The organism is Deltaproteobacteria bacterium (assembly GCA_017302835.1).
In the GTDB taxonomy this organism is placed as follows: domain Bacteria; phylum Bdellovibrionota; class Bdellovibrionia; order Bdellovibrionales; family Bdellovibrionaceae; genus UBA2316.
On the sequence record JAFLCC010000028.1, the window covers coordinates 1 to 16,927 of the forward strand.

13 protein-coding genes are annotated in these 16,927 nt (G+C 40.2%); 7 read left to right on the forward strand and 6 right to left on the reverse strand.

Annotated elements, in window-relative coordinates; genetic code table 11:
* Positions 1–98: 98 nt before the first annotated feature.
* The 4 genes from J0M15_16515 to J0M15_16530 all read right to left on the reverse strand — a co-directional run bounded on the left by J0M15_16515 (position 99) and on the right by J0M15_16530 (position 2,636).
* Positions 99–287, reverse strand: coding sequence for a hypothetical protein (locus J0M15_16515; GenBank protein ID MBN8538654.1), 189 nt, complete (start codon positions 285–287; stop codon positions 99–101).
* Positions 288–482: 195 nt separating this feature from the next.
* On the reverse strand, positions 483–902 hold the full coding sequence (locus J0M15_16520) for a DUF86 domain-containing protein (GenBank protein MBN8538655.1): 420 nt from the start codon (positions 900–902) through the stop codon (positions 483–485).
* Positions 895–1,305, reverse strand: coding sequence for a nucleotidyltransferase domain-containing protein (locus J0M15_16525; protein ID MBN8538656.1), 411 nt, complete (start codon positions 1,303–1,305; stop codon positions 895–897). The genes J0M15_16520 and J0M15_16525 overlap by 8 nt, the downstream gene beginning before the upstream one ends.
* A gap of 80 nt (positions 1,306–1,385) precedes the next feature.
* Positions 1,386–2,636 (reverse strand): hypothetical protein, encoded by a 1,251-nt coding sequence (locus J0M15_16530; GenBank protein MBN8538657.1) that lies wholly within the window; start codon positions 2,634–2,636, stop codon positions 1,386–1,388.
* 972 nt (positions 2,637–3,608) lie between these two features.
* On the opposite strand from J0M15_16530, the gene J0M15_16535 reads away from it, so the two are divergent.
* Complete coding sequence (locus tag J0M15_16535; protein ID MBN8538658.1) at positions 3,609–4,754, forward strand: beta-propeller fold lactonase family protein; 1,146 nt, start codon at positions 3,609–3,611, stop codon at positions 4,752–4,754.
* 41 nt (positions 4,755–4,795) lie between these two features.
* On the opposite strand, the gene J0M15_16540 is transcribed toward J0M15_16535, so the two are convergent.
* A complete protein-coding gene (locus tag J0M15_16540; GenBank protein MBN8538659.1) occupies positions 4,796–5,176 on the reverse strand; it encodes a hypothetical protein in 381 nt (126 codons plus the stop codon).
* Positions 5,177–5,494: 318 nt separating this feature from the next.
* Between J0M15_16540 and J0M15_16545 the strand changes: the two genes are divergently transcribed.
* Genes J0M15_16545 through ppc form a run of 6 tightly spaced genes read left to right on the forward strand, consistent with a single transcriptional unit; the run spans position 5,495 to position 14,099 of the window.
* Positions 5,495–6,634: a DegT/DnrJ/EryC1/StrS family aminotransferase gene (locus tag J0M15_16545; GenBank protein ID MBN8538660.1), complete on the forward strand. Its 1,140-nt coding sequence runs from the start codon at positions 5,495–5,497 to the stop codon at positions 6,632–6,634.
* A 52-nt stretch (positions 6,635–6,686) separates the two neighbouring features.
* Positions 6,687–7,505 carry a 3-deoxy-8-phosphooctulonate synthase gene (gene kdsA, locus J0M15_16550; GenBank protein ID MBN8538661.1) on the forward strand — a complete coding sequence of 273 codons (819 nt, stop codon included), beginning with the start codon at positions 6,687–6,689 and terminating at the stop codon, positions 7,503–7,505.
* Positions 7,506–7,507: 2 nt separating this feature from the next.
* Positions 7,508–8,542, forward strand: a complete 1,035-nt coding sequence (locus J0M15_16555) for a flippase-like domain-containing protein (protein ID MBN8538662.1) — start codon at positions 7,508–7,510, stop codon at positions 8,540–8,542.
* 26 nt (positions 8,543–8,568) lie between these two features.
* Positions 8,569–9,093, forward strand: a complete 525-nt coding sequence (locus J0M15_16560) for a TIGR03546 family protein (protein MBN8538663.1) — start codon at positions 8,569–8,571, stop codon at positions 9,091–9,093.
* A 4-nt stretch (positions 9,094–9,097) separates the two neighbouring features.
* The gene (locus J0M15_16565; GenBank protein ID MBN8538664.1) at positions 9,098–11,170 is read left to right on the forward strand and encodes a TIGR03545 family protein; all 2,073 of its coding nucleotides are present in this window, start codon (positions 9,098–9,100) and stop codon (positions 11,168–11,170) included.
* A gap of 4 nt (positions 11,171–11,174) precedes the next feature.
* The gene (ppc, locus tag J0M15_16570; GenBank protein ID MBN8538665.1) at positions 11,175–14,099 is read left to right on the forward strand and encodes a phosphoenolpyruvate carboxylase; all 2,925 of its coding nucleotides are present in this window, start codon (positions 11,175–11,177) and stop codon (positions 14,097–14,099) included.
* Positions 14,100–14,137: 38 nt separating this feature from the next.
* On the opposite strand, the gene J0M15_16575 is transcribed toward ppc, so the two are convergent.
* On the reverse strand, positions 14,138–16,723 hold the full coding sequence (locus J0M15_16575) for an AAA family ATPase (protein ID MBN8538666.1): 2,586 nt from the start codon (positions 16,721–16,723) through the stop codon (positions 14,138–14,140).
* Positions 16,724–16,927 lie beyond the last annotated feature (204 nt).

Below are 16,927 nucleotides of genomic sequence, written 5' to 3' on the forward strand. Positions count from 1 at the left end.
ATTTTACTTGTGATGGCTTACTTTTTCTCATTAGGGAGTTCTCCTTTGTTATTAATGATTTATGTGTTTAAGTTAAATCATTATGGAGTGCTCCCTTTTTAATTTCTACCACTTTCGGGACGTTGCCTCTGCAGTTTAAATTGAACGCTGCTTCCTTGAACGGGATCTCCATTGGGATTGAGAATGCGACCGTTGTAGGTGATCCCCGCTCCTGTGGCGAAACCTTTTACTGTGGTAATAAATAAAATTCCAGTCAGAATCGAAAAGAATTTTATGAAGTTTGGCATTTTGTCTAGCCTCATGACAGTACTTTCGGAAGTTTTACAACTCTCCTAAAGTATCAATTTGAGAATTATTAAGAATAGTCTTTCAACTCAACGAATCCTCCATGACACGGCCTTTTTTTAAACCAAATCATCATGAGATTTTAGTCATGAGAAGGACGGCAATCCATATTGAGACACCGTCCGATATTGCCGCGCTCATGACTCTGGCCAGTTTTGGACACGAGCATAAATGACTTTATAAAAGGTTTCAAAATCACTTAGATAATGATCAACAATATTTTGTACAATGGCCATGTTAATTTGTTCGTAATCATGAACGGATATATTTCGAAATCCAACCATGGAGGCCATTTTTCGAGTTAATTCTGGAGTGAGAATCAAATGCTTTTCAAGAATTTGAAAAGATTGTCTGTATGTTGTAGGCAAACCCAATCCCTCTTTGGAAAGCACGATGTTGGCAAGGTCAATACATGCTTGAATGGCTCTTTGCAAATTAAGTTCATATATGGAAAGTCTAAATTCAAGGTCAGCTTCCTTTACCTTCGCTTTCTCTATAAGACTTAGACAAGTTTTAATTACATTAATTTTTGCTAGAACCACATCCAGATCAGACATATTTCTTCCTTTTTAGAATATTTTTTTCAATCACTCGACGTGAAAATTTGAAATCGGGGTAAATTGATAAGATTTTGATTTGCCACCGAAGAAAATCACCGGGTGCACGGTTCATTATAAGCCTTCCCGTTTCTAAGACTTGACGTGAAAAAATATAATCGACATGATTTAAATTAATTAAATCAATTTCACGATGAAGTGTCTCTTCCAGATGAGACTGAAGACCGAGTAGATCATTTAAAGACGGTTCTTTCTCCCAATAAATGGCGATATCCACATCACTATTTTCCGTAAAACGTTCTGTACCCGAAGAGCCAACTAAAAAAGCAAACAAGATAGATTTTTCAAAGTTAATTTTAAAAAAATCTTTTAATGCATCCATTGGAAATACTGATGAACTCATACGGCTATTGTGTTAACCTCACTGGGTAAAGTCAACAACCCTGAGAGGTTTTTAAGAAGGGAGGTCACTGATTCTTCCTTCTAAAAATACAATTGAGAGCCTACCAACATCGTAAAGACGTGCTGGGTTTTGGTGATAATTTGGTAGTTTCCTTGAATATACTGACTTGATTTACCCCTTCCACCTGTATAGTAGCCGCCAAAGGTGTAGCCAATTCTTTTTCCTGCGACGAAAACCAAATTAGCGCTAAAGCCGACCATGTCCACTTTATCTTCTTGCAGTTGTAAGAGGCTGGGATCGGGATCGTTGTGCGAAGAAAAATTAGTAAATACACCCATCCGTATTTTTAGCCATTGAATCAAAGCTTGTTCAAAACCAAAGGACATATTCCAAACAGCTTTTTGACTGACCCTTTTTCCTAGGACTTCATCTTCCAAATCGATATAACTAACCCCTTCATGGAGAGAAACATCCAGAGCCCAAACCGAAGAATTATTAGGTACAAAAGAGAATCCAAAAGTGACTTTCCCTGGGATCATCACCCGAGTGGCTTTATCTGGATCATTTTTATTTTCAACAATCATGGTATTCGTTGTGGTATCGATATTTGTTTTTGATTGGAAGATGGTAGCAGTCCCCGCAATTCTCATGGCTTTGGGTCTTAGGGTCAGGCCAGCAGACCACTTATCTGAAAGTTGCTTGTAATAACCAAAAACAAAAACCAAAGCATTCTCGGTAATTGTTTTTTCCTGATTAAACAAGGTGGCTTTTGTACTAGACTCATATTGCAGATCCGTGGAAGATCTTATAAAATTTCGAGCGGTATAATAAGCCGTTATCCCAACAGACTCTGTTGTTGAAATCTCTTTGGAAATGCTCGGCCCTACCCACAATGACTCGTCCACAAAAGACAAGGTCGTGGCATTATCACCCTTCTTAAACAAATCCCCTTTATAGCTATCATAATCAGGAACTAAAATGGACAATCCAAAAACGTAATCACCTAGGCGAATGACATTTCCGGTAGATGCTGGCAAGGACCTGAAAAAACCTTGATTTACCCTGAGAGGTGCCTTGGTAAAATCTTCTTCCTCTCCATAGACTGTATCAAATTTTTTGTAAATCCCCACCGCTGCCGAAAAGGAAGCTCCGTTAAGCCTAGCTAAGGTAGCGGGATTATAAAAAGCGGCGGCGGAAGTGTCCCCGACAACGGCGGAAGCGGCGCCTCCCATTCCCGCTGATTGATCTCCCAGCAAAATCGAATTGTAATTAGAAAAGGCGCCTTCACTTTGAAGAGCCAAAAAAGTGAGAGCTAAAAATAATCCCTTCATTCAACCCCTGATATTCAATTCAATTCAATTTAGTTTTCATACTCACACCATGAGGTTAATCTGCATCACACTTTTGATTCAAGCTCATTTACCCTTTGGTCTAGTTATTATTTTACCATCATCTTTGTGAAAAAATTGTTTCCTATAAGAAACACTTTAAGACCGATTGTTCCATTTATCAGCAAATTTTATTTAAAAATGCAATTTTATTTAAATTCTCTTTTTCTTTTTTTTAAAACGGTTTAAATAGAAGTCTGTTTCAATTAACTTGTTTATTTAAAACCGGTTTAATTTTAAGACGGAGGAATTTCCATGAGCATCCCATTTGTCGATTTAAAAACTCAGTATCACGCCCTCAAAGACTCCATTGATATTCGGATCAAAAAAGTTCTTGAAAGTGGTGCTTAACTAAGACTGAGCATTGGCTTTATCCATTCTGTCAAAAATAAATTCTATCAAAAATTTCACGATCAAGGTTTAAGTTATAATCTTATGAACTGAGACATATTTACCGACAAACTCTTAGGGAGAATTCAAATGGATTGTGTTTGTCAAAAGACTTACAATTTCAGTTTGATATTCATAGGAATAATTTTTTTGATTTTTTATTCATTTTCAAGAAAGTCGAATTGTGAAACAATTTCAGCCATAGCAGAAAGAATCAGTGACCTCCATTCTTAAAAACCTTTCGGGGTTGAACCGTGCCTCAATATGGATTGCCGTCCTTCACATGCGGAAAATCTCAGGATGATTTGGTTTTAAAAAAGGCCGTGTCATGGAGGATTCGCTGAGTTGAAAGATTATTCTTAATAATTCTCAAATTGATACTTTAGGAGAGTTGCAAAACTTCCGAATGTACTGTCATGAGGCTAGACAAAATGACAAACTTCATAAAATTCTTTTTGATTCTGACTGGAGTTGTATGGGCAATTGCCGATAGAGGATGGCCTAATTTTAACAAGTGGAGGAAAAATGTGTCGGTGCTACCTTTCTATTTTAGTTCTTATCTCTCAGCTGGTACTTTCCGGATGCCTTTTTGACTCGGGCTCTAGTTCCTCGTCTCCAAGCGCTGAGGCTCCGACGCCTACACCCATGCCTACTCCTACTCCTGCGCCTGTAGTAACTAAAGTTTTTGGATATTCAGGCTCTCAGTACTCAAACCTCGTCTATAGCTTTTCGATCGACAAGTCGACAGGAAGCATGGCACCGACTGCTGGAGTATCTGCAACCGCGCAAAGTGCCCCTATGCTGAGTGCTGCAAGCTTTGACAAAAAGTTTCTTATGAGCGCGAACTACAGTTCGCACTCGGTATCAACTTTCTCGATTTCAGCGACAAGTGGTGACTTGGTTTCCGTTGGAAACACATCTTTGGGAAGTGGAACCAGTCCTGCTTGGATTGCCAGTCATCCAACGTTGCGGGTCTTCTATACTGCCAACTCAGGCAACTCAACAATATCGGTCGTGGATGTTGATTCCACTGGAAATGCAACGGTACGTGGCAGTGTGGCTGCTGGTTCAGGGGTGACTGCACTTGCCATCACTCCTGATGGTGGAGTTCTGTATTCCGTAGATCAAAACATGAACCAAATTGGAATCTATCAGGTGGCGGGTGACGGTGGTTTGACATCCGTTGGCACAGCGACAACTCCCGCATCTTCAACGCCAAACCATGCAGTGGTCTCTGCAGATGGGACACGACTTTATGTGGCAAACTGGGGAACCGCGAATGTTAGTACCTACTCAATTTCTGGCATAACTTTGAACTCTCTAGGGGAAGTCAGCGGTGGAACCGGCGGCATTTACACGATATCACTGTCACCCGATGGAAAATTCCTCTATTCCGCAAAGCCATATGGGCACAATTTTTCAATGCATGCCATTGATCCGACTACGAAGATTCCTGGTGTTGCTGTGGAATCGTCGCTATCGGGAAGTGTGAACTTTGCATTCTGGAATTCTTTCGCTTTTTTGGTATCGTGGTCGAACGGCGTATCTGGCTTGCCGGTGGCAGTTAGAAACTATGACGCTTTGGGCGTAGCAGCTTCGAATCTTTCGGTGACCACCGACTCCTATCGTGGCCTCTATCAGCTTGTTGTCGTTGAAGTAGAGCAGCCTTAAGGGGCGGCACAAGTAGAAATTTGCATGTTAGATAATTTGCATCACAGCCACTTGATTCGTGCAATCCGGTTCAATTGATTGCCGACAGGTGGTGAGCTTGCTCCGGAGTACGAGAGCTTCGATATTGCTAAAATGTAAAAACCTTGATTTAGCCTGAGAGGTGCCTTGGTAAAATCTTCTTCCTCTCCATAGACTGTATCAAATTTTTTGTAAATCCCCACCGCCGCCGAAAAGGAAGCTCCGTTAAGCCTAGCTAAGGTAGCGGGATTATAAAAAGCGGCGGCGGAAGTGTCCCCGACAACGGCGGAAGCGGCGCCTCCCATTCCCGCTGATTGATCTCCCAGCAAAATCGAATTGTAATTAGAAAAGGCGCCTTCACTTTGAAGAGCCAAAAAAGTGAGAGCTAAAAATAATCCCTTCATTCAACCCCTGATATTCAATTCAATTCAATTTAGTTTTCATACTCACACCATGAGGTTAATCTGCATCACACTTTTGATTCAAGCTCATTTACCCTTTGGTCTAGTTATTATTTTACCATCATCTTTGTGAAAAAATTGTTTCCTATAAGAAACACTTTAAGACCGATTGTTCCATTTATCAGCAAATTTTATTTAAAAATGCAATTTTATTTAAATTCTCTTTTTCTTTTTTTTAAAACGGTTTAAATAGAAATCTGTTTCAATTAACTTGTTTATTTAAAACCGGTTTAATTTTAAGACGGAGGAATTTCCATGAGCATCCCATTTATCGATTTAAAAACTCAGTATCACGCCCTCAAAGACTCCATTGATCTTCGGATCAAAAAAGTTCTTGAAAGTGGTGCTTACATCAACGGTCCCGAGGTTGCCGAGCTCGAGAAAAAGTTGGCAGCCCATTCCGGAGTCAAACACGTTATTGCCTGCGCTAGTGGAACAGATGCTCTACTTATTCCTCTGATGGCTCTAGGTATTGGCCAAGGAGACGAAGTGATTACCACCGCTTTTTCTTTTATTGCTACGGCTGAGACCATTGTTCTGGCTGGAGCAACACCCGTATACTGCGATATCGATCCTCTTACATTTAATTTGGATACCACAAAAATAGAAAAACTGATCACAGAAAAAACAAAAGCGATCATGCCGGTCTCTTTATACGGCCAGATCGCCGATATGGATGAAATCAATGCCATCGCCAAAAAACATCATCTTTTCGTTATTGAAGATCTTGCACAAAGTTATGGTGCTAAATACAAAGGCAAAAGAAGCGGCTCTCTTTCCACTGTTGGAGGAACGAGCTTCTATCCAGCCAAACCCTTGGGTTGCTATGGCGATGGTGGGGCTATTTTTACCGATGATGATAAATTATGTAAAATTATGAATGAAATTAAAGAACATGGTTCCGAGTCTAGATATTACCACACCCGTCTTGGTATCAACGGCCGCCTAGATTCGATTCAGTGTGCGATCTTGTTATCCAAGATGGAACGCTACGATTGGGAAGTGGAACAGCGACAAAAAATTGGAGCCTATTTTACAGAGAAATTAAGTCAAATCAAAGTTCCTCATTTTTCCGTTCCTTATATTAAACCCGATAGAGACTCGGTGTGGGCTCAGTACACTTTGATGGTTCCTGACCGCCCTCTCTTCCAAAAAAGAATGCTAGAATTGGGAGTTCCCACTGTTGTTCATTACCCTCGAATCATGCCTGACCAACCTTGGTACAAAGAACATACCTGCAAACACACCAGCCAGGATCCCCACCAACTTCTGAGCCAAAAAGAGGATTGGACCCACTCGCGAAGGGCAGCAGAACATGTGGTCAGTCTTCCCTTATACCCTGATATGGACAGAGCGACACAAGATAAAATTATTGATAGTGTCATTAAAGTTATGTCATAACACCTGGATGACATCACTTACACCTTTTCAAAATTTATCCAAGCCTGTGACCATGGATTTCCAAGGAAAAAAATATACTTGGGGTCTTAAGAATCAATTTGTTTTATTTGCTGGCCCCGATATTATCGAGGATGAAGGCCTCGTCCTTGAAACGGGAACGGAAATTAAGCGCGTCACTGAGGAATTAGGAATCCCCTGGATTTTAAAATGCTCCTACGACAAAGCTAATAGGCAAAGCTCGAAAAGTTTTCGTGGCCCCGGAGTGGATTCGGCTCTGAAGTCCTTAGAAAAAATCAAGGGACTGCTCAATGCTCCACTTTTAACGGACGTTCATGAAACAGATCAAGTGGAGACCATGGCCCAAATTACCGATGTGATTCAAATTCCGGCCTTCTTATCACGACAAACTGATTTACTTGTAGCTGCGGCAAAAACAGGAAAAGTTTTGCATATTAAAAAGGGGCAGTTTTTGGCCCCTTGGGACATGAAGGCGATTGCTCAAAAGGCCGTTCAAGTTGGCAATGACAAAATTCTTTTATGCGAAAGAGGCACCACCTTTGGTTACAATCGCCTTATCAACGACATGACAGGACTTGTGGAAATGAGACAGCTTGGCTTCCCCGTCATTATGGATGTGACTCACTCAACGCAGTTACCAGGCGCTACGGGCGAGAGCAGCGGAGGCCGCAGTCAAATGGTGGCCCCCTTAGCTCGCGCAGCCATGGCTGTTGGCGTAGATGGAATATTTTTAGAAACCCACCCTCGACCTGAAGAGGCCCTTTGCGACGGCCCCACCTCCTTACCATTGAAGGACTTAAGACCCTTTTTAAAACACTTGCAACTGATTCTTAAAACGCATCAAGAGTTTTAGAGATGACGCCAAAAAGATTGAAACTAAAAAAATATCTTTCTACTTTAATTAAAACAGGATTTGCCTTGGGAATCATCTATTGGCTGGTGACCCAGGGGAAGATCAATTTTTCGGCTCTGAAAGAAGTTTTGCGTCCCGATTTAATTTTTGTCGCTATGGCTTTAACGGGGGTTAACCTGTTTATTCTGAGCGAACGTTGGCGGGTTCTTTTGCAGACACAAAATTTACATCCTAAACCCTTCGAACTTTATAAGCTGACATTGATTGGCACTTTTTTTAATTTTGCCATGCCCGGAGGCGTGGGTGGTGATTTAGTCAAGGCCTTCTATTTTTACAAGGACCACCCCCAATCCAAAGCCCTTGCCATATCTAGTGTTTTTGTCGACAGGGTTTTGGGATTATATACCATTGTCTTTATGGCTTTGGCCGTGATGCTATTTGATCTCAATCACATTTTAAATAATGAAATTCTCACTCATTTACTTTCTGCCTTTGTGATTATCTTTTTTGCATTTACAGTGGGTCTTGTTTTTCTTTTCTCCAAAAATAAAATCATCATGGGTTTGGTTTTAAAGGTTCTCCATTTTCTGCCCTTGCGAGAGAAGTTCCTAAAGCTTTATCATTCTGGTCAGCTGTATGGATCTGAAACAAAAATATTATTAAAAGTTTTTTCCTTGAGTCTTGTCGGCCAAGTCCTTGCCGTATTTATCATGTATTTTGTTGGGCAATTCACTGTTTCCGGTGCTTCCATCCCCCTCACGACCTTTTTCATAGTGAGCCCCATTGGTTTTATGGCAACGGCCATTCCCATTTCTCCTGCAGGTGTCGGAGTTGGACAGGCCGCATTTTATTTTTTGTATAATGCCTATTTAAACACAAAAACAGATTTTGGTCCTCTGATCATCACGATCAATCAAATACTTGCCTTTTGTTATGGTCTTGTTGGCGCTTTTTTTTATTTACAAAGAAAAGATCCTAGGCAAAAAATAAATCAATTAGAAAATGAAATTTTAACTGATAACGCGAGCTCGCGTTGATACCTAATTCTAATTAAGGATATTCTATGACAATTCTACTTAAGCAATTTATAAACTTTATTAAATTGTTAAACTCTGATACGGGCCATAATCAATTAGCTAGTGGGCTTGCTTGCGGTTTTATTTTAGGGATGGCCCCCTTTTTATCCTTACAAACAGCCATGGTTTTGTTAGTCGTCTTTATTTTTAGAGTCCAATTAGGGGCCGCCTTTTTAAGTGCTTTCTTTTTTAAGTTTGTCAGTTATTTATTAGATCCCTTAAGCCATATTATTGGCAAATGGACCTTAGAACAAGAAGGCCTTCGTGGTTTTTTTGTGCAAATGTACAACATGCCCATCATTCCTCTGACTCGATTTAATAACAGCATTGTGATGGGCTCTCTGGTTCTTTCAGTGCTTCTCACCCCCCTCTTATTTTTTATATTCAAAAGCTTAATTATTAAATACCGTATTTCTGTCGTTGAAAAATTTAAAAAGTCCAAATTTTGGAAAGCCTTTGCGGCGACTTCTATTTATAATTTGTACAACAAATACAACCAACTCTACGGATAACTTTATGGATAAACAGGAACAAAATATGGATCACCCATCTTCAGAAAAGACAGCTCAGCCGCCGAATTTAAAAATCAAAAAATCCAAGGGCCCCATCCGCTTTGAGGCGATTATCCCTTTTCTTTGTATTTGCTTTGCGATTTTTCTTTATTTTACTTTGTTTTTCGATTTCCATTTAAAAAAGACCCTGGAGCTTATTGGTTATCATGCGACGGGTGCCGAAGTAAATATTGCAAAAATTGAAACTAGTTTTACCAAGGCCTCTTTAAGGATCACAGGTGTCGAATTAACGAATCCAGAAAAACCCACTCATAATAGCCTGTATATAGGTGAAATTCGATTTTCTCTATTGTGGGATGCCTTGTTACGCGCCAAGTTTGTTATTGAAGAGACCGCTGTTGAAAATGTGGGATTTGATCAAAAACGAAAATTCCCTGGAAAAATAAAACCACCGGAGCCAGAGAAAGAAAGCGCCATTAAAAAAGAAGCTGAAAAACTCAAATCAGAAGCTCTGGAGAAAGCTAAAACGGAGTATGATGACAATGTTCTAGGCAATATAGCCAACCTCATGGGTGGAGGCTCTCAAACCGAAGAACTAGACAAACTTAAAAGTAAAATTATCTCTAAAGAAAAAATGAAAGCTTTTGAGGAAAGCTTAAAGACAAAGCAAAAAGAGTGGGAAGAAAGACTTAAAAAATTACCCAAGGCCGCAGAGTTTCAAGTCTTAGGGGACAAACTCAAAAAAGTAAAAACTTCTGGTTTTACCAATTTAGAAGAATTAAATCAGAGTGTTAAAGAAATCCAAACCATCTTAGATGAGGGTAATAAAAAAATGGGGGAGTTGACCTCAGCCAAATCTCTTTTGGATAAAGACTTACAGTCCACCGACGACGGCCTTAAGGATATCAAAAGCCAAATTGAAAAAGATATCAAAGATTTAGAAGCTCATTTTAAAATTCCTAAAATAGATGCTAAATCCATAGCTACAGCTCTTTTTAAGCGCTACACTCAACCTTATTTTTCAAAGATAAATCACTATAAATCTCTTTACTCTAAATACGCTCCTCCGAATTTATTAAAAAAAGACAAGGCCGAGCCAGAAGTTCAAATTCAACCTCATCCCAGAGAAAAAGGCATCTCCTATGAATTTGGTAGACAAAATTCCTACCCTTTATTTTGGGCCAAAAAAACCTTAATCACTTCGCATTTTAATTCACAAGCTAATTCGCAATCTGATTCGCAAAATGGCGAAGGTGAAGGTTTTCAGATCGGTAACATCAAAGGACAAATAGATAATATCACTTCTAATCAGGCCCTGATTGGCAAGCCCACTGTTGCTGTTTTTGAAGGGGATTTCCCAGCTCAAGAAATCACGGGGCTTCAGGCCCGCTTGACACTCGATAACACCCAAAAGGATTCACTTATTAACTTGGAATTTAAAATTAAAAGTTACCCCGTTGAAGCGAAGGAATTAATTCAATCCCCTGAGGTCGCTATTGGTTTTAAGAAAGCAGTCGGATCTTTGACCTCGCATCTTAAGCTAGTAAATTATAAAAATGCAGATTTACAATTAAACAACGAATTCACTCATATTGATTACTCCTTATCCGCGCCAAATAAAGAGGTGGAAAGCATTTTAAAAAATGTTTTTCAAGAAGCAACGAGCGCCAACCTTATCGCCTCAGGAAAAGGACTGCTACCCTCTTTTGATTTAGATATTGAATCTAATCTGGGGCAAAAAATTCAAAAAGCCTTTGAAAAAGAAATTCAAGCAAAAATCGAAGAAGCTAAAAGAAAAATCAAACTTTTAGTTGACTCTGAAATTGCAAAACAGAAAGCCCTCATCGAAGCTCAGGTCAATGCTTTTAAAAACCAGTCTGAAGGTGAAATTAAAAAACTTCAAACCCAAGCTGACTCACAAAAGAAAGCAGCTGAAAGCAAAACAGACGAGGCCAAAAAAGATTTTGAACGCCGGCTTGAATCTGAAAAGAAAAAAGCAGAAAATGAAGTGAAAAAAAGATTTGAAGGTGATGCTAAAAAAGCCGCCGAAGAATTAAAAAAGAAGTTAGGATTTTAAAAAAATGATCTCTAGCCCCTCCTCCACTCCTCCCGTTGATACAGATACCCCGCTGAAAGAAGACATTCGTTTGCTGGGTCGCTTGTTAGGAAATGTCCTTAAAGAATTAGAAGGCGATGAAGTCTTTCAAATTGTCGAGACCATTCGACAGACTGCCGTGCGCTTTCGTCGTGAGGACGATACCATAGCCAAGATAAATTTAAATAAACTCCTGAAAAAATTAAGCCGTAACCAAACTTTATCGGTGGTGAGGGCTTTTTCTTATTTCTCTCATTTGGCTAATTTGGCCGAAGACCAACACCGTCATCGTTGCCGTCGCGCCATGATTCTTTCTGGAGCCCCGGCCCAGGCAGGGAGTATTGATTTTGCTTTGACCAAATTGAATAAAGCTCAAGTTCCCTTCTCGCAAATTCAAAGGTTTTTTAGTGACGCCTTGATTTCTCCTGTTCTCACGGCCCATCCTACAGAGGTTCAAAGAAAAAGTATTCTGGATGCTGAACATGAAATTTCCCGACTCTTGGCCCAGAGGAATCAAAGCCTGACCTCTAAAGAATTAGTTGCAAATACTGAAGGCCTTTACTCCCGAATCGCAACCCTTTGGCAAACTCGTATGCTTCGTTATTCCAAACTCACTGTCGCTGATGAAATTGAAAACGCACTTTCCTATTATCGCATCACTTTTTTACGTGAATTGCCAGGACTCTATGAAGATATTGAAGAAGCCATCTATTCCCATTTTCCGCAAAAAAAGAATGTGGGGATAGAACTCGATCGAACTCCCTATGTGCAAATGGGTAGCTGGATTGGTGGGGACCGTGACGGTAATCCTAATGTGAATGCCGGCACCATGCAACATGCCCTCGAACAACAATCGACGACCATTCTTGGTTTTTATTTGGAAGAATCCCATGCCCTGGGGGCAGAGCTTTCAATTTCCACCTTGCTGGTACCTGTGAGTCCTGAATTGCAAGCCCTTGCAGATGCCTCACCTGATACCTCACCTCATCGTATCGACGAGCCTTATCGTCGAGCCTTGGTGGGCATCTATGCCCGCCTTGCCGCAACAGCCAGAGTTCTAGGAACTAAAAATATTTTACGTCAGGAAGTGGCGCCAAAAACTCCCTATGCTTCAGCTTCTGAATTTACTGCTGATTTACAAATCCTCATGGATTCTCTTAAGACCCATCACAGTGCTGTTCTTATTAAACCTCGACTTTCCACTTTAAAGCGAGCTTCTGAAATATTTGGTTTTCATCTGGCCACCTTGGACATGCGCCAAAGTTCAGACGTTCATGAGCGAGTCCTCGCAGATCTTTTTTCTCGCAGCCAGGTGGAACTTCACTATGAAACTTTGACTGAGGAAAAAAAAGTCAGTCTCTTGCTTAATGAACTTTCGTCTCCTCGATTGATCTTCTCTCCTTATATCACTTATTCGGAGGAAACAAGTTCAGAACTCAGCATCCTTCGTACGGCTGGTGAAATTCGTAAGCGCTATGGTCCCAGAGCCATTCGTAATTATATCATTTCACATACGGAAACGGTTTCTGATTTACTCGAAGTCCTTGTCCTACAAAAAGAAGCTGGTTTGCTCCGCTGTCTAAATTCAACTGTTCAAAACTCAGCATCCCAAAATTTTGCATCCCAAGCATCCCAAAACTCGGCTTCCCAAAACGCAGATAAAGAAATTTCAGCAATTCCTCATTCCCTTTGGGAATTAGACCTGATGGTGGTTCCTCTTTTTGAAACTATTCCCGATCTTCGTTGTGCGGCAACAATCATGGAAACTTTTATTAGCCTGCCCACCATTAAATCCATGATCGCCAAGGACCATCTGCAAGAAGTGATGCTGGGTTATTCAGACTCCAATAAAGACGGTGGATTCCTAACATCCAATTGGGAGCTCTATCAGACTGAAATAAAATTAGTTGAAATATTCAATAAGGCCAAACTTAAATTACGCTTATTCCATGGTCGCGGTGGAACCGTGGGTCGCGGCGGCGGCCCCAGCTATGAAGCCATTTTAGCGCAACCGAGTGGGACTGTTAATGGACAAATTCGCTTGACTGAACAAGGTGAAATTATTGCCTCTAAATTTTCCCATCCTGAAATTGGTCGTTTGAATCTAGAAATGTTGGTGGCTGCCACTTTGGAAGCCAGCCTGATCCCTTCAACCAAAAGTGACCAACATAAAAAGAAATTGGTCCAATATGAAAAAATCATGAAAGAGCTCTCTGAAAAGGCTTACAAAGCCTATCGTGATTTGGTTTATGAAACTCCTGGATTTAATGATTATTTTTTTTCAGCCACACCAATTTCTGAAATCGCCGAGCTCAATTTAGGGTCTCGACCGGCCTCCAGAAAATCCACTCGACGCATCGAGGACCTTCGCGCGATTCCCTGGGTTTTCTCCTGGGGACAATGCCGGCTGTTGCTTCCTGGTTGGTATGGCTTTGGAAGTGCTATCAGCTCGTGGTTAGCGGAATCCAAAGACAATCCTTTGCGAAATCAAAAAATCAAAACCCTTCAAGAAATGGCCAAAGAGTGGCCCTTCTTTGCCACCCTCTTATCTAATATGGATATGGTTCTTTCTAAATCAGATCTGGCTATTGCTGCCAAATATTCTGAACTCGTTGAAGATAAAAAATTACGAAAAACTATTTTTACACGGATTGTTCAAGAATATGAAAGAGCCCTTGAAAACCTAGTTTTGATCACTGGTAAGAAAGAACGATTGGCTAACAACCCATCCCTTGCAAAATCGATTAAAAATCGATTTGCCTACCTGGATCCATTGAATCACTTGCAAGTAGAGCTAATCAAACGCTATCGTTCAAAAGACCCCAACGAGCGCAAGCTCGATGAACGCGTCCAACGTGGAATCCATCTGTCCATCAACGGCATTGCCGCTGGGTTAAGGAACACAGGCTAACGAAAGATCCTTTTCAGTGAACTCCCCAAAGTAGGGGATCACCTCCTTGAAGTTTTGTATATCTTCAAACACTGATAATTTTTCCTTAAGAGACCAGAGCTTGACAGCCTCTGCAGAAGTCGATCCTTCCTTGGGGTGGCGATGATCTCCTTGCCTGGATTGAGATCCACACCACTCACTTCTTGCTGAAATTTATTTTCTAAATAGGTTTTCATATCAAGGACAGGAACTTTATCAGACTCGATAAAATCATGAAACTCAAAATCTCTTTTACCTTGGAAAGTCTTTATTTTTGAGCTTCGAGCTGCCAGATCCTCGTATCTTTTAATTCGTTTCTTCATTTCCTTTTTATTATAAGGATCCATCGCCAAGCTTTTTCGTGAAGTATAAAACTCATCCAACTCGACTCGTCTCATTTCTCCTTTTTGTGCCAACAGCTTCGATAGCGGCATCACATGCGATTCAAAATGGGCTTTAAGTACATCTTCAGCTAATTGCCTGGCCTCTTGGAGAATTTTGGTTGTTTCGACTTCAATATATCGCTTTTGTTTTTCACTGAGAGTCTGAAGGTAACTCTCAACATTTTGACCTTGCGGCACCGTCATCCCATATTTTTTACCCATATTAAACTCTAGGACCATTCTCCTTGCCAATTGAGTCGCCCTCTCTAAATCATTCCGATGTCCAGCCGTAAATATTTTATTCTTCATAGCAAGGGATTCAGCAACTCCCCCTCCTACAAGTTTAGCTAAGTTAGCCATTAAAGATTCTCTCGTATTTGATTGTTCCTTTATGTCAAATGATTCAGCGATTCCGGCATAGCGGAGCCAACGATCACCCATTAGCGTCACCCCAGGTGAAATTCCTATATAGCTTGCAATTAAATTGTCGGAATTTAAAATTTGACCCATGATGGAGTGGCCAGCCTCGTGAAAGGCCGTCCGAAGCTGCATTAATTTAGGATTTTCTTCTTCGACTGGAAATACTTTCCCTTTAAGAGCCATCGGAATAGTTTTTCTTTTTGAATTTTCCGATTCAATAACTAATTCAAAGTTAACTTTTGAAAAAGTTGGTTCATCGTTAAACTCACTCTGACCATAAGATTCTTCATTCGCCAACTTGCGAATTTTAACGATAGAATTCATAGGAATCTTATTCGTTAAAAGTTCATCATGAATTCGTTTCATTAATTGAGTATTGATAAAATGCGTGATGGAGGCCCCTTGTTCCCAAATTCTGAAACCATATTTTTCTATCGATTCAATGGTTTTCACATAGTCCTCATGGGTTTCAAATTGCACATTCCAAGTACGAACTCCCTCTTTTTTCTTACTAAATTGTTTGAATGCCTTCACTAAAATGGATTGTACCAAACTTCGAATTGTGGAAGATTTATGCGGACCGAAAAAGTAAATTCGGTCCATGGTGACTCGATTTACAAAACCATCGTAAAATCTTTTATTTAAAAATGATCTTAAAGAACTCTCATTCTTAGTAGAGTTTTCATAGATTCTTCTGGCAGCCTCGTACTGTTCATGCTCCGATATATTCCTTGGAACATCTTTGTACCATTCCTCGCCATGATTTCCAGTCATGACGACTTTAACTTTTCCCATGGACCTTGGTTCATTATCAGAGAATTGATCCACATTGGGTTCCCTTAACAACTCATAAAGTCCTTTTTGTACCTCTGGATTGGCGTTAGAGATTTCATCAAAAATAACTACCATATCCCCATTTCTTCTGCGGTATTCTTTCATAAATTCCGATTCAACAAAATCTCCATTCGGTAATTTACGACCAAAAATAACCTCTTTCAGCTGATCGACATGATGAATTTGACTGAAATCAATAACCAAAGGCCGGCTATTTTCTTTGTAAAGAATCTGATGAAGTGCTACACCCAATTCCGTTTTTCCAGTGGACGAGGATCCTAGAAACATATAGACATCGGCTAATCTTGTATTCTTTTTGGGATCGTTACTAGCCCCTGAATTTTCGCTGTTGCGAATGTCTTTTGCCAAAGCTTCAATGATAGAATCCACGCCTTTGACTCGAGCTTTCAGTTTTTCTTCTAGTCCCATCAATTCATCAATTTTTTTATCTGAAATAGGTTTAGCGAGTTTATCTTTTTTTGTGAGCGGGATAAAAATGTTGCTTCCATCAACGATCAACGACCAGGTAAGATCTTTATTTTGCTGAATAGAAACTTTTACAGATTTTTTTGATGATCCGGAATCAAGTGATGGCGACTTTAATATGAATTCATTTAAAGTGTTTTGAATTAAATCTCTGATTTTTGAATCCAACGGACGGGCCCCATCCTCTGCATTTTGATCGTAGGTAACCAGAAACTCCAAAACACTTTGATCAAAAACAAAGTTCACTGATGGGTAATCATTTTTTTTCTTCCGAGCGTAGTTTTTTTGAACTTGACTGAGTTTATATTTGGCAATGCTTAGTAAGGCTTTTTTCACTAAAGGCCTTAATATAACCAAACCCCTTTTACTCACTCGAGATAGAAACTCCTCTGAGGCCCCACCGTTCTCATTTCCGGGGGTAGGTATTTTTAAATGCTCAAAAACGCTATCTTTTTTGGCTTGGGCGTTCCGCCAATTTTGCATTAATTCGTCCTCACTCAGTGGAGGGCCTACTCTTTTTCCTTTAGAATCCCTTGCGGCAATCCTGTTCATAAGATGATTAGGGTTCACGGGATTTGAACGGGGTATTTAGTTAGATATGAGTCAAAAATTGCCCATTCCATGGCCTTGTGATTTGATTTTGTTACTACGCAATTTCAAATTAAAAGGAGTTCCAAGGAATGGACT